Annotated in this window: 12 protein-coding genes; 9 read left to right on the forward strand and 3 right to left on the reverse strand. The window is 44.5% G+C overall.

Going from position 1 to position 20,424, the window contains the following annotated elements; all coding sequences use genetic code 11:
* From VK179_06405 to VK179_06420, 4 genes are all read left to right on the forward strand, one after another.
* Positions 1–1,035: an outer membrane beta-barrel protein gene (locus VK179_06405; GenBank protein HLO58354.1), complete on the forward strand. Its 1,035-nt coding sequence runs from the start codon at positions 1–3 to the stop codon at positions 1,033–1,035.
* A 1-nt stretch (position 1,036) separates the two neighbouring features.
* On the forward strand, positions 1,037–2,218 hold the full coding sequence (locus VK179_06410; protein HLO58355.1) for a hypothetical protein: 1,182 nt from the start codon (positions 1,037–1,039) through the stop codon (positions 2,216–2,218).
* Between the two features lie 142 nt (positions 2,219–2,360).
* The gene (locus VK179_06415; protein HLO58356.1) at positions 2,361–8,966 is read left to right on the forward strand and encodes a tandem-95 repeat protein; all 6,606 of its coding nucleotides are present in this window, start codon (positions 2,361–2,363) and stop codon (positions 8,964–8,966) included.
* A gap of 107 nt (positions 8,967–9,073) precedes the next feature.
* Positions 9,074–12,532, forward strand: coding sequence for a T9SS type A sorting domain-containing protein (locus VK179_06420; protein HLO58357.1), 3,459 nt, complete (start codon positions 9,074–9,076; stop codon positions 12,530–12,532).
* Between the two features lie 49 nt (positions 12,533–12,581).
* Here the strand turns inward: VK179_06420 and VK179_06425 are convergent, their stop codons facing one another.
* Positions 12,582–13,802 carry an FprA family A-type flavoprotein gene (locus VK179_06425; protein HLO58358.1) on the reverse strand — a complete coding sequence of 407 codons (1,221 nt, stop codon included), beginning with the start codon at positions 13,800–13,802 and terminating at the stop codon, positions 12,582–12,584.
* Between the two features lie 90 nt (positions 13,803–13,892).
* Here VK179_06425 and VK179_06430 point away from each other — a divergent pair, with 90 nt between their 5' ends.
* The 3 genes from VK179_06430 to VK179_06440 are packed head-to-tail and all read left to right on the forward strand — an operon-like array spanning position 13,893 to position 16,885.
* A complete protein-coding gene (locus VK179_06430) occupies positions 13,893–14,156 on the forward strand; it encodes a DUF4492 domain-containing protein (protein HLO58359.1) in 264 nt (87 codons plus the stop codon).
* A 1-nt stretch (position 14,157) separates the two neighbouring features.
* Positions 14,158–15,711, forward strand: coding sequence for a cytochrome ubiquinol oxidase subunit I (locus VK179_06435; protein HLO58360.1), 1,554 nt, complete (start codon positions 14,158–14,160; stop codon positions 15,709–15,711).
* 16 nt (positions 15,712–15,727) lie between these two features.
* Complete coding sequence (locus tag VK179_06440; GenBank protein ID HLO58361.1) at positions 15,728–16,885, forward strand: cytochrome d ubiquinol oxidase subunit II; 1,158 nt, start codon at positions 15,728–15,730, stop codon at positions 16,883–16,885.
* Between the two features lie 383 nt (positions 16,886–17,268).
* Here the strand turns inward: VK179_06440 and tnpA are convergent, their stop codons facing one another.
* Together tnpA and pssA are read right to left on the reverse strand one after the other, a co-directional pair.
* Positions 17,269–17,715, reverse strand: coding sequence for an IS200/IS605 family transposase (gene tnpA, locus VK179_06445; GenBank protein HLO58362.1), 447 nt, complete (start codon positions 17,713–17,715; stop codon positions 17,269–17,271).
* Between the two features lie 325 nt (positions 17,716–18,040).
* A complete protein-coding gene (gene pssA, locus VK179_06450; protein ID HLO58363.1) occupies positions 18,041–18,772 on the reverse strand; it encodes a CDP-diacylglycerol--serine O-phosphatidyltransferase in 732 nt (243 codons plus the stop codon).
* A gap of 107 nt (positions 18,773–18,879) precedes the next feature.
* Between pssA and VK179_06455 the strand changes: the two genes are divergently transcribed.
* Together VK179_06455 and VK179_06460 are read left to right on the forward strand one after the other, a co-directional pair.
* Positions 18,880–19,305, forward strand: a complete 426-nt coding sequence (locus VK179_06455; GenBank protein ID HLO58364.1) for a hypothetical protein — start codon at positions 18,880–18,882, stop codon at positions 19,303–19,305.
* A 13-nt stretch (positions 19,306–19,318) separates the two neighbouring features.
* A complete protein-coding gene (locus tag VK179_06460) occupies positions 19,319–20,419 on the forward strand; it encodes a glutaminyl-peptide cyclotransferase (protein ID HLO58365.1) in 1,101 nt (366 codons plus the stop codon).
* Positions 20,420–20,424: the final 5 nt, after the last annotated feature.

Below are 20,424 nucleotides of genomic sequence, written 5' to 3' on the forward strand. Positions count from 1 at the left end.
ATGCTGCACCCAAAAACCCGGTTGTTGATCTTACTCCTGATTGTTTCAGGTGCTTTTTACAATCTTTCCGTGTCGGGTCAGGAAGATTGTGCAAATAAAATTCAGGAAGCCCAGCGGTATTATGACCAGGGAATGATTGATGAAATTCCGAGTATGCTTGCGCCCTGTATGCAGGACGGATTCACCCGGCCCCAGAAAATCGAAGCTTACAAGCTGATCATCATGTCTTACCTGTTTAATGAAAATCAGTTTGAAGCCGAAAAAACGATGCTTGAGTTTCTTAAAAAATACCCCGAGTACGAAATCATGCCCAATGACCCGGTTGAATTCGTTTATCTTTTCGAATCGTACCGTACTGCCTCCGTTTTTTCCTTTGGCCTTATAGGCGGTATCAATGTGACCGATCCCCGGATTATTGAACGGTACACTATGCTCGACAAGACAAATGCCGAACTTACAACAAGCATCAAACCCGGCTTTCAGTTTGGGCTTGGGGTTGAACGGTATCTTAGCCGGAAGCTGCTTTTGAACGTGGAACTCTATTTTGCCGAAAATTCATATGAATTCTCGGATAAGATCAAAACACGCTATGTAAATTTTACAGAAAAGCTGTATAAGGTTGAGATTCCCCTTACGTTGTCGTATGAGTTTACAATAAATAAAACACACTTCATTGCCAGGGCAGGTTTTTCCGCTGCAAAACTCACAAAAGTGACAGGCCAGCCGCAGAGAAAATATTTCGAAGATGCACCGGCCCTGTCTTCAGGTGATATCGATATAACCGGCCAGAGAAGAAATATGCTTTACAGCGGCGTCATTGGGGCCGGGCTGAGGTATAAGGTGCCCCGGGGGGTTCTTTCATTTGATGTAAGGGCTAAAATAGGAATCAATAACATAGTGAAGAGCAGTAGCCGTTTTGATAATCAAAAGCTTACGTATCAGTACTATTATCTCGACGATGATTTCTCAGTGAATACTCTTTCTTTTTCAGTAGGTTATTATTTTTCATTTTATAGTCCCCGAAAACAGCGTTAATATGAAACCCATTCGGCATATACTTTTGCTTATCAGCATATTATACATGTTTTCATGTGACAAGGAAGATATTTCCAGCGGTCAGAAAACGACTTTTATTAAATATTTCACTGACTTTCCTGAGTTCAAAGCCGCGGATGTGGTTGTAACCGATAATGGCTATGCAGTTCTGGGAACCGCCACGACTATTGATAACTCTAAATATATTTGCCTGATTAAGACTGATGAATATGGCAATACTACGGATTCAATAAGAACTTACGGTGTTAATGCACGCAATACGGCATGGTGCCTTAAAGCCCTTGACGACGGAGGTTATGCCATTCTCGGATCCTACATCAATGATACAACGGAGCATAAAGCAGTGTATTTCATTCGTACAAACAGTGCCGGAGATACATTATGGACAAAAAAAATAAGAAGAAACGGCGACCTCGAAGCGGTTTACTTTGATGTGAGCGATAACGGCTCATTTTTTATGACCGGTTACTATGACACGGATTCTTTGAATCTGAAAAAACAAATATGGTGCATGGGTATTGATGAATCAGGGAATACAATTGGAAACCAGAGATTATACGGATTTCCGTCAGGAGATGATATGGGTACACATTTGCAGATCCTGCCGGATGAAAGACTTGTGATTACGGGTTATGTGACTCACTCACAAGGCAAAATGCCCTTTATCATTAAAACGAAAGAGAACACCGTATTTGCTGATGCCTGGGAACTGTCAGGAAATGCTAATGAAAGCGGTAACTGCATCAGGGCACTGGATGGTGATAATTTTCTTCTTCTCACAACTTACAGTACTTCAGGACAGGAACAGGTAACGCTCAAGCGGGTTCATATGTCATCTTCCCTTCATGAAATCAACTGGCAGAAAAGTTTTGACAACGGAACCCGTGAATCTGGCAGGGACCTGATCCTGAACGGCCAGACATTTTATATCCTGAGTACAAGTGCACTCAATACTTCCAACTCTTCAATTGCGATAACAACTACCAACCCGGAAGGACTTCAAAGTAACCGGGTGGAATTCGGATCGGAAAGCCAACTGCTGGGTTCTTCATTCAAACAGACTGCCGATGGCGGATTTATAATCACAGGAACCAATCAGCACGCTGAAGCCAATAATACAGCGATTACACTGATCAAGACCGATTCCCATACAGGACTATAGTCCTCCGGGTTGGAAATCAGTGTTAAATGAGGCTGATTACCGCAGTTTTTTTACAGTTCATCAAATAGTTTCGTGCGTTTATTTTGCATTTTTGTATTTTTGAGGTTATCCTTGGAAATCCTTCGCTAACATCTTATGCAAAATGAGAAAACTTTCATCACACCCGAAATTGCTTTTCACTTTCATTGTTTCATTCCTTCTGTTCTCATCAAATCTGCAATCCGCATCAGATAATACCTCACTCACCGTTCTGGATGTAAATGCATCACCCGTTGCTACAGCAGATTCTTATACGGTTGATGAAGGAGCCTCCCTGACTATTGCAGCACCAGGAGTTCTTTCAAATGATACGGATGACGACTCAGATCCGTTAACCGCCGTAATTGTTGGTTACCCTGAGTTTTATTCTAACTTTCAGCTTAATAATGACGGCTCTTTCACGTATACACATGACGGTAGTGAAACCACAACTGACGCTTTTACATACAGGGCTTTTGACGGCTCCTCATACAGCAGTACAGTAACTGTAACCATTACAATTAACCCGGTTAACGATCCGCCGGTTGTAACTAATATTCCTAATCAGACGGTCTCGGAAGGTTCGATTTTTGGTATCATCAATCTGAATAATTATGTGTCGGATCCGGACCATAATGACAACCAGATTAACTGGACCTTCAGCGGAAATATAGATCTGACCGTTTCCATTTCACCATCAAAAATTGCTACAATTACGATTCCGAACATAAACTGGAACGGAGTTGAAACCATAATATTCACCGCCACCGATCCTCTTGGCGGAAGTAGCAGTGATCCGGCAATATTCACAGTGACACCTGAAAATGACCCACCTGTAGTTTCTGATATTCCCAACCAGACCATTTCAGAAGGGGCATCTTTTGCCACCATAAATCTTGACAATTATGTGTCCGATGTAGACAATACCAATGCTGAAATGACCTGGACCTACAGTGGAAATTCACAGTTAATCGTAAGCATAAGCCCTTCGAGATTGGCAACCGTTTCTGTTCCGAATGCACATTGGTATGGTTCCGAAACCATCACTTTTGAGGCCGCGGACCCGTCAAATGCAAAAAGCAATGATGCGGCCACTTTCACTGTCACCAATGTGAACGACAACCCGATACTGGCCGCTATTGAAGGCGGCGCGCTGAGTTATTCCGAAGGATCGGGACCTGTGCAAATAACAGCTTCCCTTTCCGTTACTGATTATGATAATGCGGTTTCTTCAGCAACAGTGAGCATTGGATCCAATTACCAAAGCGACCAGGATATTCTTTCATTCGTTAATGCATATGGCATTACAGGTAGTTTTAATTCAACCAACGGAATTCTGACTCTCACTGGTACCACAACACCTGCCAATTACCAGGCAGCATTGCGGACAATAAAATACGAAAACACCAGTGCAAGTCCTTCCACAGCCACACGTACAATCAACTTTATGGTGAACGACGGGTCAGCAAACAGCAATACGCAAACCCGGTCGGTTGTCGTTAATTCAACCAATTCATCACCTGTTTTGTCAGACCCCACTTCTACATCAATCCTTTTTACTGAAAACGGGACACCTGTAGTCCTCACAAGTACGATTACGGTATCCGACGACGATAATCTGACCCTTACCTCCGCACAGGTTTCAATAACATCTGGCTTTCAGACCGGCCTCGATGTGCTGAGTTTCACCCCATCGGGACCCGTTACAGGGAGTTTTGATAATTCAACCGGTGTGCTGACTTTAAGCGGTATGGCTTTTCTGAATACTTACCGGACTGTTTTGCGAAGCGTCCGGTTCAATAATACAAGCGAAGTTCCTTCCACCGACAGCCGCACAGTAACGTTTTCTGTATCCGATGGAACATCTAACAGCAATAACCTGAACAAAACAGTAGTTGTCACCGCTGTGAATGATAAACCCGTCCTGGCTGCCATTGAACCAACAGCGCTGTCATACACGGAAGGTGAAGGTGAAAAACAGATTACAAACACAATTACACTTTCAGATGTGGATAATCCAACGCTCCCGTCTGCCACCGTTAGTATTTCTGCCAATTACCAGAGCGATCAGGATATCCTTACCTTTACACCTGCCAACGGCATTACCTCTGCCTGGAATTCCGTGCTGGGTCAACTTGTACTTACCGGCCCTGCAAGTCTTTTAGATTTTCAAAACGCTCTCCGATCCGTCAGGTATAATAATACCAGTCAGAATCCGGGTGTACTCGCCCGTACAATAAGGTTTGTCATCACTGACGGTACTGCAACAAGTGATCCGATAAGCCGCAATATTACAGTTACAAGCGTAAATTCGGCTCCCTTACTTACCGATCCGGTATCCACTCCGGTTGTTTTTACTGAAAACGGAGGACCAGTGCAGGTTACCAGTACAATAACGGTTACTGATAACGACAATCTGAACCTTGCCGGTGCCACAATTACGATCAGTTCCGGTTTTTCAACCACACAGGATGTACTGAGCTTCACGTCAGCCGGTTCCATAACCGGAAATTACAATACAACAACAGGTATCCTAACACTTACGGGCAGTTCATCGGTTGCCAATTACCAGACGGTTTTGCGAAGTGTTAAATATAACAACACCAGTGAGGCACCTGCAGAGGATCCAAGGGTTATATCTTTTATTGTGAATGATGGTACTGTCAACAGCCCTGCCCTGGAGCGAACAGTCACCATAACACCTGTGAATGATGCTCCGGTTGCCACCAATGTTACAATGACTTCAATCAATAATAACGTCGGAAGTACATTCACCGGTTTATTTACATTTACTGACCCCGACAACGACAATCCGGGAACTCATACATACCAGTGGTACAGGGCCGAAAATGCACTCGGTAACCTCCCAGTGCCCATTAATGGTGCCACGGCTGTTACTTACAAACCAACCAGGTCAGACGGAGGCAAGTATATAAGTTTTGAAGTAACCCCCGTGGATGAACATCTTCTGGCCGGAGCCCCTGTAAGAATTACCCCGTTTCAGTATATTAATGCAGCGCCTGTGGCTAGCAGTGTACATATTTATGCACCAACCGCCCAGTCCGGATCTACAATTAGCGGAAGATACGGTTATAGCGACAAGGAAGGCAATCCCCGTGGAAACGGAATTTACAGGTGGTACAGGTCGGATGTAAGCAACCCGACCGCCTCTTCCCCCGGAACGCTCATAGGAACCGATTCTACTTACAGGCTTAAGCCGGCGGAGGGAGAAAAATGGATATGGTTCAGGGTAAGTCCCATGGCCACCACAGGCTCAACTCCGGGTGACTCGGTATGGAGTAACATCATCGGACCTATAGGCCAGTTCAGCGCCACTATAGCAGGGACCGACACGTTCTGCTATGGATCGGTAATGCCCATCACGCTCACCATAACAGGAGGCACTGCACCGTATTCGGTTATCCTTCACCGGGCCGGTACACTGGCTAAAGACACAACCATCAACGCCATCCAAACATCACCGCGGACGATCAATGTGAAAATACCGGGTACATATACTCTTAAAACAGTTACCGATGCCAACTCAGATGATGCCGATCTGACAACGGCCACGCCGGTTGTCCTATTTGTAAATGCCCGTTCAAAAGCCTTGATTTCAGGTACAACTAGTATATGCCCTGAATCAGCTTCCCATGCCAATCTGTTCCTGAGCTTCATTTCAGGTACAAAACCATGGACTGTCACGCTGAGGAGAAAGGAAACACCCCCATACACCGATACTACGATTACCAATATCAACACCACACCATATACATTCTCAGCCAGTATACTCGGAGGGCCCACTCGCTACCGTGTCGTTGCCATCACCGATGCAAACGGATGTCCGGGCGACACGGCATCAGGATCGGCCTGGTTATCATACCGGACATCCCCGCTTGCTCGCATTACCGGAAGTGATACCATTTGCTCAGGCACAAGTGTTAACCTGAACGTGGCGCTGACAGAAGGAACTGTACCCTGGAGCTTTACTTATGTCAGAAACGGTGTTAACCCGGTTACCGTTAACAATATCAATACAAATTCCTATACATTCCCTGTTACTCAGTCGGGAACCTACACCATTACAACTGTGACTGACCATGTGGGATCGGGTTGCGGACTGGGGATAGCGGAAATTGTTTATTACACTCCTCCAACTGCAACCATATCAGGAACCGCTACAATATGTGATCATACTACAACTAATCTTACGGTTACCCTGACCGGGAAAGCACCATGGAAATTCGGATATGATCGTAATGTTACACTTGATTCCACCATTGTTCAGAATGTTTTAACAAGTCCCAGGTCTGTTTCTGTTTATAAAGCCGGCACATACAGGTTGTTCGAAGTGATCGATAAAAACGGCTGTAAGGGATCCGTTTCGGGGAGCGCAACCATTACGCTTACACAAGGTCCTGTGGTAAGCATATCAGGACTTAAAACGGCATATGATTATATGTCAGCAGAAATTGACACCATTATCGGAACACCTGCCGGGGGCGAATACTTTGGTCCGGGTGTTATCGGCAATTATTTTATACCTAAAATTGCAGGTCTTGGAACACACAATGTGGCTTACAGGTACCGTACCTCACCATCGTCGTGTTACGGCTATGACACGGTTGTAGTGAATGTGCTTGAATCCGATGCCATTATCCGTTTTGAAAACGGCCGCAATAAATTCTGCAAAAACGATGCTCCATTCAGGGTTACCGGAGTAAACCTCGACGGAAGCATCGGAAACTTTCACATAAGCGGTGACCAGGGTCTGACTGATAACGGCGACAATACGGCAAGTGTTAATCCTGCTGTTCTTGGATATAACAAGTATACAATCACCTACACGTATTATAAAAGCGGCGTTCCGTTTTACAAAACGGCTGATTTTGATCTTGGTGTTCCCCCGTTGGCAGCTTTTAATTGGGCAACCGAGTGTTACCATGAAGGCCAGTCCATTAATTTTATAAATAAATCCACATCTAGTTTCGGATTCCTGAATGACACCAGCTATTTCTGGCAGGTTAAAACAAATTCGGGATTTGATGCGGACAGCAATAAGAATATAACTTATACATTTCCTCAAGCCGGCATTTACCAGATCTCACTGAAAGTGAAAAATACCTACGGCTGTACCGATACCAGTATACAATCGCTGAATCTCAGACAGACTTACCAACTTTCAAATCTGGGCTATTTTGAAAATTTTGATAATAACCCGATTGAATGGGAAAGCGGTAAAAAGACTTACCCGGTGAACAGCTGGAAACTGGGAACACCTGTTCGGTCGGTAAACGGATTCACAGGTGCTTTCTCGGGGAATAACTGCTGGTTCACCAATATAACAACGACCACAACTCCTGCACCATCTGAAATATCCTGGGTGACAAGTCCCTGCTTTGATTTTACAGGAATAGACAATCCCATGCTCAGCCTTGAAATTTGGAGATTGTTCAATTCCAACCGTGACGGGGCCAATATTGTCGCCACATCAGACAGCGGTAAGACCTGGAACCTTGTAGGAACTGTCGGTGATGGTAAAAACTGGTTCAACAGCTATTATATCAGAGGCATTCCGGGAGAGTTCGGATGGTCGAATGATAACAACGCCGGGAATGATTCCTACTGGGTTAATGCAAGGCACTCTCTCGATTATCTGAAAGGCAAAAAGGAAGTTCAATTCCGTGTTGCTTACGGATCGGCAGAATCTGCACAAAATAATGACGGAATAGCGTTTGACGATTTTTCGATTACCAAACGGGAAAAAATGGCATTAGTTGAACATTTTACCAATTCCAAACTGAAGTCTGCCGCTAAGGCTGATTCAACACTCGATTTGTTCACTGAAGCATATGGCACCAATGCCATCAACATCCAGTACCATAGCGGAGATCCTGATGGTGATCCATTCTATGAAACAAATCCTCTTGTACCCACTACACGCCAGTTTTATTATGGTCTTTCTGATATACCATATGCTGTAATTGACGGTGGGTTTGAAAACGGATTCCTAATTGACTATACAGACTCAAAGCCTTTGGATAAGAATACAATCATTAAGCGATCCCTTGACGATTCATGGTTTGATGTAAGAGCGAGCGCTTCACGTACTGACAATCAACTTGATGTTGTTGTAGCGGTTAAATCGAAAAAAGATTTGCCGCATATCGAATTGTCAGTTCGCATTGTGGTAATTGAAAGCATTGTACACGGGGTGACCGGTGAAAACGGAGATACGCTGTTCCGCAATGTTGTAAGAGCCATGCTCCCTGATGCTTCAGGCACAATTATTTCAAGATCATGGGTGAATGAAATGGATCAAAAAGTTGAAGGAAGCTGGGAAATACAAAATGTATCCGACCGCAACAGGCTTATGGTTGTTGCATTTGTTCAGAACGAGGCCACGCGTGAAATTTACAATGCTGACCTGGATACGGTTGAACTTTCTACAGGTATCGAAGATCCTGTGATTGAAGGAGCACCTGGGTACAGAGTGTATCCGAATCCTGTCCGCCGTATGGCAACGGTTATGCTTTACGGAGAATTATCCCATGAAGTCACACTTGAACTGTTTAACAGTATGGGCCGCCTTGTATACTCTGGCAAGATTGATGCCGGTGTTGTTGCAGCCGAAATTCCTGTAGAAGAACTTCCCGATGGCCTGTATGTGCTGCGTTTGGTGTCGCAACAGAAATTGCTGGGAATTAATAAATTGATAATTTCTAAATAATCCGAAAGCCCTGCCCGATACCGGCGGGGCTTTTGGTTCATCAACCAAACACTTCCTTGATTGTTTTTCATGTGAGCGTTGCTCGTTTAAATTAATTGGCATCAGACATGAAAAAAATCAACTCCTTAAGGTTAATCCTGCTTTTTTTGACTTCACTGACTATTTTACCAGGGTTTGGTATCCTGGATGCTCCATTGTTAAAAAACATAGAAAAGAGCGACATTAGCTATACCGGCAGTGTCATTGTATCCAAGTCGATTGATATTCAGGATAAAGACAATGAAATAGCCTCTGCTCTTGTTACCGTGTCATCCGGATTTATACCGGGGGAAGACAAGTTGAATGTTGCAGCACCCGACGGTATTTCCTCTTCATGGGACAACGGATCAGGAACATTGTCATTAACCGGTACCGCCAAAACATCCTCATACCAGCGGGCATTCAGAAGCGTTCAGTACAGTAACAGCAGTGACACACCAACTCCCGGAAGGAGGACTGTTAGTTTCACGGTGAATGACGGGGAGTCCGTCAGTAATACCCTTTCGAGAGCAATTAATATAAATTCGGCGGATACTACACCTCCACCTCAACCACCACCGGATACTACACCTCCACCTCAACCACCGCCGGATACTACACCTCCGCCCCAACCACCGCCGGATACTACACCTCCGCCTCAACCACCGCCGGATACCACACCTCCACCGCAACCGCCACCGGATACTACACCTCCACCGCAACCACCACCGGAAAAACCGGCACCTACCGCTGTAATCTCAGGTAATAAAACCGTTTGCGAAGGCGATAAAGCAGTTCTTGAAATAGCATTTACAGGAACTGCTCCTTTCAGTGTAACTGTATTGCGTAATAATGAAGCATATCAGGATCTGTCGGGTATCCAGGGATCATCGTATAACCTTGAAGTGATGGATGACGGCACCTATTCTCTGAAAGGTCTTAAGGACGCCAATAAAGAAGGCGATGAATCAGGAACAGCGGTTGTTGTTGTCCATGAATCTCCTTCAGCACGCATCAGCGGTGATGTATCAATTTGCGGAGGAGGAGAAACACCACTGAATGTTACCCTTTCAGGCAACCCTCCTTACCAGTTCAGCTACCGGCTGAACTCAGGAACAGCCGTTCTTGTGCAACATGTTGAATCGAACTCATATTCACTGAAAGTTAACCGCCAGGGAACTTATACACTTGCTGAAGTTCAGGATAAATACTGCCGGGGTGATGTATCCGGAAGCGCCAAAGTTACATTCAGCGAAGCGCCGGATGTGAAAATAACCGGATTGAAAAGTAGCTACAGCAATACATCAAAGGAATGGGTAGAACTCAGAGGTGATCCTTCAGGCGGTGAATTCACCGGTAGCGGTATTCTGAAATACCAGAATAAATGGTTTTTCCTGCCCTCACTGGCCAAAGTCGGCAATAACCGTATTATTTATAAATACAACAGCCAGAATTCCTGTACCGCATATGACACAGCTGTGGTTAAAATTTTCGAATCAACGGCTGAAATTGAATTTGAACAGGACAGAACGATGTTTTGCGCCAACGACAGACCGTTTGTTGTGAAAGGAACAAGCATGAGCAGCTCTAAAACAGGTTCCTTCAGCATCAGCGGAGGAACAGGGCTTACCGATAACGGTGACAATACGGCAACCATTGATCCGGCAATCATTCCCCCCGGTGAATATACAATCACCTTTGTGGCTGGCGACGGAGTCACTGTCAACCGGAAAGTGGAAATCGGTGAATCGCTGAAAGCCGATTTCAGCTGGGAAACGGAATGCTATACTCCCGAAAAGGCAATTGCTTTTACAAATCATTCCAGTTCCCCGTTTGGTTTCCTGGATGAAAGCAGTTACACATGGAGCATTTTCAACGAAAGGGATTCGGTTAACCTGCACGCTAAAGACATTACCTACAATTTTGCCGAACCCGGTAATTACACCATAGCCCTTATTGCCAGGAATTCTAACGGCTGCATCGACACTGCTCTGAAAACACTGAGACTTAGCCCGATAGTCCGGCTTGCCGGTCAGAATTATTTTGAATCGTTCGAACAGGAAAGCTCATGGTATGCAGGAAATAACCCTGAAATACCTGAGAATAGTTGGAAACTGGATGCACCACAGCGTCACGGGTTTCCGCCTCACGGGTTTAAAGGTCCATGGTCGGGTCAAAAATCATGGTTTACTGATATCCTTACAAGTCCGGTTGTTCCTGAACAATCCTGGATCAACAGTCCCTGCTTTGATTTTACCGGAACAAGCAAACCCACATTCATAGCGCACGTGTGGCGCGCATTTACCGATAACCGTGATGGTGCCAACCTGCAATACTCCACTGACAACGGCAAGACCTGGCAACCTGTCGGTAAAATCGACGATGGTATCAACTGGTTCAACGGCTATTTTGGTCCTGCGGGTGAACAGGCACAGGGCTGGACTGCCAAGTACGATACCGGATGGGTCGAAGTCCGTCATGAGCTCGATTTTCTCAAGGATCAGCCCGAGGTACAATTCAGAGTCGTATATACGGCCCGCGGCACGGCAATAGGGAATGACGGAATTGCCCTTGACGATATACGGATAGCCGAGAGAAACAGAACGGTTTTACTGGAACACTTCACCAATACACAGGATGAAAAGAGTGTACTGGCTGATTCACTTGTTAACCGGATTGTGGATGATGCCGGATCAAATATTATTGATATCCGCTATCATACCGATAACCCGGCTGGTGATCCGTTTAACGCTGATAATCCGGCCCTTCCCGGCACCCGCTCCTTTTACTACAGTGTGTCCCGTATTCCCTATACAGTTATAAACGGAGGTACCCAAAGCCGGCAGCGGATTGATTATATAAATGATAAGCCCGACGATAACCAGCTCAGTGTGGAATCGCTTTACGACAGCGATTTTGACATGGACGTAACATCCATGCTGCTTGATGATACACTATACACGGAAGCAGCGATTACAGCCATCACCGATGTACCTGCAAAAGAGTTGTCGGTTCGGCTTGCCATTATTGAATCTTCCGTTGAGGACGATCAGGGCCGTGTCAGCCGGAATGTTGTGAAGGCAATGATTCCCGATGCTGCAGGCACTGTGTTGTTTAAGTCGTGGTTAAAAGATGAAACCATCTATGTAAGGCAAAAATGGGGACTTGAAAACGTGTATGATTCTTCTGATTTACGTGTGGTAGCCTTTATACAGGATGAAACCACCCATGAAGTTTATCAGTCGGCCCTCGACACAAAGGGTACGGTTACCGGAAATGAAAATGTTACGGATGAAACCGGAAGCTGGCTGGTATTTCCGAACCCGGCTAGAGATATAATTTACGTGAATTTCAACGCGAGGTTGAATGGGCCGGTGGATATGCAGGTGATAAACAATATCGGCCAGGTGGTATATGCTGAAACCGTTGCCTCAGGAACATCCATGATCAGTATTCCGGCCGGCGGATTACCTACAGGATTGTACCTCATCCGGTTCACCGGAGAAGACGGGTTCATTCATTTTGAAAAGGTAATGATCAGTCGGTAGGTATCACCCTGAGCGTTTACCCTGAGCTTGCCGAAGGGAGTCGAAGGGTTTACGATGCCTGCACCTGTTCCTTCAGCAAACCGGCAAACGTGCGGCCGAATTCAACCATGCTGCGGTGTTTCTCTTCATTTGCGGAGAACTTGCTGCTGATCCCTTCCAATACCACATTCAACTTAAGAGCCCGGAGCTGGTTCTCAATAAGTTTTACAGCTTCCCCGCTCCAGCCATATGATCCGAAAGCCGCCGCTTTCTTGCCTTTGTCACGCAACGGGTTGATCATCGCAAAAAGCCTGTATACGGGCAAGAGCGTATTCTGATTGATTGTGGGTGATCCTACAAGAATCGATTTGCTCTTTACAATCAGTTCTTCAAGATCACCGAGCAAAATATTTTCGATGTCCACCACACGTACTGTGTAATCGACAACCTCTTTAATGCCTTCTGCAATGGCATCCGCCATTTGTTTTGTATAACCGTATGCAGAAACATAGGTGATCAGGATACTGTTGTCAAGGCACAATGAATCAGCAATATACTGTTCAGCGTACTTTCCCGTAATTTTAACCTTTTCCTGCCAGGTGGAGCGAAGGATGGGACCGTGGCCGGGGCAAATCATTCTGATATCGAGAGGCTTGATTTTTTCAAGGGCTTTTACCATGAAATTGCTGAATGGTTTCAGAATCACGTCAAAATAATATTTGAATGATTCATCATAAGGGCCTGTGAGGTCATCAAACATTTCTTCGCGGCAGAAGTGAGCGCCGAAAGAATCACAGGTAAACAACAGCCTGTCTTCATTCAGCCAGGCATACATTGTATCAGGCCAGTGAAGATTGGGAGCCGAAATGAAGGTAAGCTTTTTGTTTCCCAGGTCGAGCACATCGCCATCTTTAACAAACACAAATTTGAATGGCCTGTCAATCATATCCTGAAGATAGTTAATGGCCTGGCGGCTTCCGTAAACAACAGCATTAGGAGCCTCCTGCAGCAGGTACTTCAGACTTCCTGAATGATCCGGCTCGGTATGAGTGACGACGATATAGTCTATTTCAGAGGGATTGACAACCGACCGGATTTTATCCATATAAATCTCATGGAAGGTCTCTTTCACGGTATCAATCACAACCTTTTTCTCAGCATTGATAAAGTAAGAATTATAGGTGGTGCCTTCGCGGGTTTCCATCACAATGTCAAAAGTCACCAGGTCCCTGTCAAGAACTCCAACCCAGCTTACATCTTCAATTACCTTCAGAACTTTATTGTCAGTCATATTCCGTTATTTTTGCGGCTCAAAATTAATATAAAAATTGAACTGCGTGTAGTTCCTCATCAGCATGGATTTCCCCCCGGTCAATAATTTGTGGGTAATTTCAAAATTCTTACCTTTACGATGACCGATACGCCTGTGAAGAAAAACATCTTTTACCGGGTTTTCTATTTCTATTATGATGGATTCAAAAGTATGACTGTCGGAAAGCAGCTTTGGATCATCATCATAATCAAATTATTTATCATGTTTGCCATCCTCAAAGTGCTTTTCTTTCCCGATTTGCTTAAGGAAAAATTCAAGACCGACAGGGAAAGAGGCGATTATGTAATTGAACAACTGTCAAAATCTCACTAATATGCATCAGGTAATTGACCCGTCAGTGGTTGACTGGTCGCGCGCACAATTTGCACTAACGGCCATGTATCACTGGATATTTGTACCGTTAACGCTTGGACTTTCCTTTATTATAGCCATTCTTGAAACACTGTATGTAAAAACGGGAAATGAAGAATGGAAGCGCATTACAAAATTCTGGATGACCCTTTTCGGAATCAACTTTGCCATCGGGGTGGCAACGGGAATCATTCTTGAATTTGAATTCGGCACCAACTGGTCGAATTACTCATGGTTTGTGGGTGACATTTTCGGTGCCCCCCTTGCCATTGAAGGAATACTGGCGTTTTTCCTTGAATCCACCTTCATTGCCGTCATGTTCTTCGGCTGGAATAAGGTGAGCAAAAAATTTCACCTGCTTTCCACCTGGCTTGTTGCTTTCGGCTCAAACCTTTCAGCCTTGTGGATCCTTGTCGCTAATGCATGGATGCAGAACCCGGTGGGAATGCATTTTAATCCCGACACTGCCCGTAATGAAATGGTCAACTTCTGGGATGTGCTGCTGTCGCCTTTTGCCATAAACAAGTTCATGCATACCATTACATCAGGCTATGTATTATCGGCCATTTTTGTAATCGGAATCAGCTCATGGTATGTTCTTAAAAAACAGAATGTTCAGCTGGCGAAAAGGAGTATGCTTATTGCTGCTGTGTTCGGACTGCTTTCGTCCGTCATGCTGATATTTTCAGGTGACGGTTCTGCAAAGCAGATTGCCCGTGTGCAACCGATGAAATTTGCCGCTTTTGAAGGACTCTATGACGGTGAAGAAGGCGTTCCGCTCATCACAATCGGCGTGTTATCGGCAGCGCCCGGTGAAAATGAACCCCATAATGTAAAAGACTTTGCCTTTAAAATAGAAATACCGAACTTCCTTTCTTATATGGCCTTCGGTAAATTTGATGCCTATATCCCCGGCATTAACGACCTGGTTAACGGCAATCCGGAGCGCGAATTGCTTTCGGTAAGCCAGAAAATGGAAAGAGGCCGCGAAGCCCGTGAAACACTTGCAAGGCTTAAGGAAGCCCGCGATTCAAAGGATATGGCCACGTATAACGAACTAAAGGAGAAGTTTTCCGATCCGCAGTTCAACGATAACTATTTCAGGTATTTTGGTTACGGATTCCTGAATTCGCCGCAGGATGCGATTCCCAGTGTACCGGTGGCTTTTTACAGCTTTCACATCATGGTAGTCCTGGGGTTTTACTTCGTTCTGCTTTTGCTGTGGGTAATAGTGGCTGTTTTCAGGAATAACCTTGAGAATAACAGGTTCCTGCTGCGCCTGGCTTTGTGGACAATCCCGCTTACCTACCTGGCATCGCAGAGTGGATGGGTTCTCACGGAAATGGGGCGCCAGCCATGGGTAATTCAGGATCTTCTGCCTACAATGGCCGCCATATCCAAAATAAATGCTTCATCGGTGCAGATCACTTTCTTCCTGTTTGCCACATTGTTTACCATTCTGCTTACTGCCGAAATCAGCATTATGGTGCGCCAGATTAAAAACGGACCTAAATAAAAAGGAGGACCTTTCCATGTTTGAATCAATATCATATTTATTTCTGCAACATTACTGGTGGGCCATTATATCATTACTCGGTGCCCTCCTCGTGTTCCTCTTTTTTGTCCAGGGCGGCCAGACCCTGATTTATTCGTTCGGAAAAAATGAATCGGAACGGACAATCCTTGTCAATTGCCTGGGTCGTAAATGGGAAATCACCTTTACCACGCTGGTGACTTTTGGCGGTGCCTTTTTTGCCTCATTCCCGCTATTTTATTCCACAAGCTTTGGAGGTGCTTACTGGGTATGGATCCTGATCCTTTTCTGCTTCATTCTGCAGGCTGTTTCGTATGAATTCAGATCGAAACCGGCAAATATTTTCGGTCACAGGACCTTCGAAATCTTTCTTTTCATCAACGGCGCAGTGGGCACCATCCTTGTGGGTACTGCCGTCGGTACCTTTTTTACAGGTTCCTCATTCAGTGTGGATTTCAAAAGTATCACCCAAGTGACCGACCCGGTTATTTCGAGATGGCAGGGACCTTACAGGGGACTTGAGGCCGCTTTCAATATCCAGAACATGGCACTCGGATTGAGTGTGTTTTTCTTATCACGTATCCTCGCTGGTTTATACTTCATCAACAGCATCAATCATGATGAAATTGTGCTGAGGGCCCATAAATCGGTATTGCGGAATACAATACCCTTTATTGTCGTATTTCTTACTTTCCTGGTTCTGCTCCTTACCAAAAAAGGCTTTGCAGTCGATCCATCCACCTCAGTGGTAAGCATGGAAAAATTCAAATACCTGCATAACCTGGTACAGGTGCCGTTGGTTGCGTTGCTTTTCCTGGGTGGTGTGGCTCTTGTTCTTTACGGTATAGGCAAAACCATGCTAACTGAAAACTATCAAAAAGGGATCTGGTTCTCGGGTGTGGGCACAATCCTCACTGTTTTCGGTTTGTTTCTGCTGGCAGGATATAACCATACCGCTTATTATCCGTCGGTTTATGATTTACAGAGTTCCCTTACAATTGAAAACAGCAGCTCAAGCAGGTATACGTTGACCGCCATGAGTTATGTGTCGCTGTTTGTTCCCTTTGTGGTATTGTACCTGTGGTATGCATGGAGGGCGCTGAACCGCGAAAAGATTACGGCAGAAGAAATGAAAACCGAAACACACGTTTACTAAGGTATGTATACAAATTCAATATTCCTGTTACTCAGCTGGCCCCTGCTGATCATCCTTATCTGGTTCGCCGTAAGGATCGCGCTTGTGTTTTTTGAGAGGAAGAGTAAATAGGTTAAGAAGGATTTTTTGACCACCGGTTTTCAGCCCGAGCTATTCATTTTCAACCACTCCGTGGTTGATCCCTGCTTCTGATTCACCGCGTTAGCGGTGATACATGAATAGCGCCGGCTGTAAAGCCGGTGATGATAACGATAATTCAATATTTCTCCCACTACTCACCGCGTTAGCGGTGATACATGAATAGCGCCGGCTGTAAGCCGGTGATGACGGAAATATATGTTCATCTCAACCACGGAGTGGTTGAATTTGAAAATTGTATTACTTTACAGCAAATATTTTTCATCATATGGAATTCCATGCTCTTTTAATAATGCAATCAATTCCTCTTTAAAAGTCCTTTTCCGATGATGCTCTTCCTGATTTTTTACATATTCTATAAGATTATCCTTCGCTTCGATTGAATAGGTAAACCCACCGTACCCATCCTGCCATCCTGAAAAATTCGGGAAAAGATGTTGATCTTTAATAAAACCTGAACTCGCAACCTTTATATCCCGCACAAGATCTGATAAGGCAACAGTTGGATGCACATGAGTTACTATATGTATATGATCACGTACACCTCCAATCCGATATAAATGACATTTTTTTTCGTTAAGAATTCCGAAAATGTATTGGAATAGTGCTTTTCGGTTTTGATCAATTAGGTTTTTCTCATGATTTTTAGTCGCAAAGACAATTTGGTAGAGAATTTGGGTAAATGTGTTCATAAGATTAATTATTTGGGATTAACGTTTTTGCCTAATCAAATTTAATATAATCTTAATATATTTCATCGGGCGTCAGGCCGATGGTATTCACATTTAACCACTCCGTGGTTAGAAGTTCATATGATAAGAAAAATGCCGTAAACACCACCGGCTTTCAGCCGGAGCTATTCATATTCAACCACTCCGTGGTTGATCTCGGTGTCATTTCGTTTTTCAATGATTCACCGCGTTTGTGGTGATACTTGAATTGGAGTGGCTGAATTTGAATATTGGATTTCTTAACTGCAAATAAAGCCGGTGGCCGTAAAATAATTTTGATGATTATCTATTTGTTTTTCCCAATGGTCACAACCGAAACCAACACATACAGCACAATAATCGGTGAAAGCGCAGGGAGGTGAAATAACACAAGCAAAACCGCCGATACGAGGAGGAACAGGTACTGGACAGCATTGGCTTTAAACCCGTATGAAGAAAACTTAAGAGAGAACATGCGGATATTGGACACCTGGAGGTATGAAAACAACACAACCAGTGCCAGCAGAATCCAGACGGAACTGACAATCTGATGGCTCAACCAGACATTGGATTCCACGATAAACCCGATTCCTGCAAAAAAGATAGCGTTGGCCGGAACGGGCAAGCCCCTGAAACTCTTCGACTGCCCGGGATCAAGATTGAATTTGGCAAGCCTGAGAGCTGAAAATACAGCAAGGATAAACGAACTAAATAGAATAATATGCTGGCCTGTTGTAGGGTTATATTTGTCAAAGCTGGTGGAACTCTGCACAAACGCCAGTTCAATGATCTGGTAAATGATCATCGACGGGGCAACGCCAAAACTTACCACATCGGCAAGCGAATCAAGCTGTTTCCCGAAATCGGATATGGCATTCACCATTCGTGCGGTAAACCCGTCAATGAAATCAAAAAAAGCGGCTATGAGGATGAAATAGCCCGCCAGAGTAAGATTGCCATAGGCAATTGAAAACACAATGGATATACACCCTGAAATAAGTCCCAGGGAAGTAAAGAAACTGGGTAAACCTCTTTTCATAACATCAATAAAATATGGGAAATCGCTTCACTTCACTACAAATGTAAACTTAATTTGTGTTTAATTGTATATTTTTGTTACTTGCATACATTTGACAAAACAGCTATATGAAAATTGCAGTCGATTTTGATGGAACAATAGTGGAACATCGTTATCCCCAGATAGGTGAAGAAAAACTTTTTGCTTTTGAGACCTTAAAACAATTGCAAAAACTGGGACACCACCTTATACTCTGGACGTTCAGGCACGGAAAAGAGCTCAACGAAGCGGTGGAATACTGTAAGAAAAAAGGAATCGAATTCTATGCCGTAAATAAAAGTTACCCTGAAGAGGTATTTGAACCCGAATCAAGCAGTCGTAAAATTGATGCCGATCTGTTCATTGATGACCGTAATGTGGGTGGATTCCCTGGGTGGAGTGAAATATGGCAGATCCTGAACCCTGAGTACGCCGATTCGGAATATAATGAACTCAGCAACCTCGCTAAAAATAACAACAGGGTGGGCAGTCGATTGAAAAAACTTTTCCAGTAAAACTATAAGGGGTATGAACAAAACAGGTTTCTGGCTGTATGCAATTCTGGTTCTTATTCTTATTCCCCTGCTCAGCTGCTGCAGAAAATCATCACCCGAAGGTGAACAAAAAACTACTCCTGAAAAACCCACTGTCTTTTCGCTGGTTTCTCCCGAACCAAACAAGGTGATCCATTGCGGCGACGTGGTTACAATCGCCTATAAAATAAATGACACCACGGCAAAAGTTGACTCCATAACTCTTTTCTCAGGAAAGGACAGGGCTATGTCAGTTAAAGGCAATCCGGGTAAAATCGACTGGAGCTCGGAAAAAAGCAGGATGGGACAGACTACCCTGCGTTTACAGATTTTTTACAGCGACAGCCTTCAGGAATCACACAATACAAATCTTGTAATCCTTTCGGATGTGGTGCCGCTTTCCTATAAATACAAGGTAATCGCCAAATACCCTCATGACAACCAGGCGTATACCCAGGGACTGATTTATGATAACGGAGTGCTCTATGAAAGCACGGGAATCGAAGGCCGCTCTTCAGTAAGAATAGTAAATATTAGAACAGGTGAACCGGTAAAGCTTGTGCCTCTTCCGGCAAAGATCTTCGGTGAAGGTATTGCCCTGTTTAAAAACGAACTGTACCAGGTGACCTATAAATCCCAGGTTGGGTATGTATATGACCGGAAAACCCTAAGCCAGATCAGGAGCTTTGATTATCCGCTCAAGGAAGGCTGGGGGCTTACAACGGACAATGACATGCTTATTATGACAGACGGCTCAGCGGGCCTGTACTTTATCGATCCAGAATTCTTCACACAGGTCGACCTGGTGAATGTTTTTGATAATAAGGGCATGATCGATTCACTGAATGAAATAGAATTCATTAAAGGTAAAGTACTTGCCAATGTATATGGCAGAACCTTTATTGTCATTATCGATCCCTCAACCGGCAAAGTGCTGGGTCAGCTCGACTGCAAAGACCTTATGCCCAAAGGATTTCAGAATGATTACGACAAGGTCCTCAATGGAATTGCCTATAATCCTTCAACCGGACATTTATATATTACAGGCAAAAACTGGCCGGTGCTGTACGAAATTGAACTCATTCCCGCCCTTTGATTCCC

This window comes from Bacteroidales bacterium (assembly GCA_035299085.1).
In the GTDB taxonomy this organism is placed as follows: Bacteria; Bacteroidota; Bacteroidia; order Bacteroidales; family UBA10428; genus UBA5072.

What these genes read in the sequence shown, in the direction of transcription:
- tnpA (HLO58362.1), bottom strand. Translation starts at nt 17,715, where the DNA reads ATGAACACATTTACCCAAATTCTCTACCAAATTGTCTTTGCGACTAAA.
- VK179_06440 (HLO58361.1), top strand. Translation starts at nt 15,728, where the DNA reads ATGTTTGAATCAATATCATATTTATTTCTGCAACATTACTGGTGGGCC.
- VK179_06455 (HLO58364.1), top strand. Translation starts at nt 18,880, where the DNA reads ATGAAAATTGCAGTCGATTTTGATGGAACAATAGTGGAACATCGTTAT.
- VK179_06410 (HLO58355.1), top strand. Translation starts at nt 1,037, where the DNA reads ATGAAACCCATTCGGCATATACTTTTGCTTATCAGCATATTATACATG.
- VK179_06435 (HLO58360.1), top strand. Translation starts at nt 14,158, where the DNA reads ATGCATCAGGTAATTGACCCGTCAGTGGTTGACTGGTCGCGCGCACAA.
- VK179_06415 (HLO58356.1), top strand. Translation starts at nt 2,361, where the DNA reads ATGAGAAAACTTTCATCACACCCGAAATTGCTTTTCACTTTCATTGTT.
- VK179_06460 (HLO58365.1), top strand. Translation starts at nt 19,319, where the DNA reads ATGAACAAAACAGGTTTCTGGCTGTATGCAATTCTGGTTCTTATTCTT.
- VK179_06425 (HLO58358.1), bottom strand. Translation starts at nt 13,802, where the DNA reads ATGACTGACAATAAAGTTCTGAAGGTAATTGAAGATGTAAGCTGGGTT.
- pssA (HLO58363.1), bottom strand. Translation starts at nt 18,772, where the DNA reads ATGAAAAGAGGTTTACCCAGTTTCTTTACTTCCCTGGGACTTATTTCA.
- VK179_06420 (HLO58357.1), top strand. Translation starts at nt 9,074, where the DNA reads ATGAAAAAAATCAACTCCTTAAGGTTAATCCTGCTTTTTTTGACTTCA.
- VK179_06405 (HLO58354.1), top strand. Translation starts at nt 1, where the DNA reads ATGCTGCACCCAAAAACCCGGTTGTTGATCTTACTCCTGATTGTTTCA.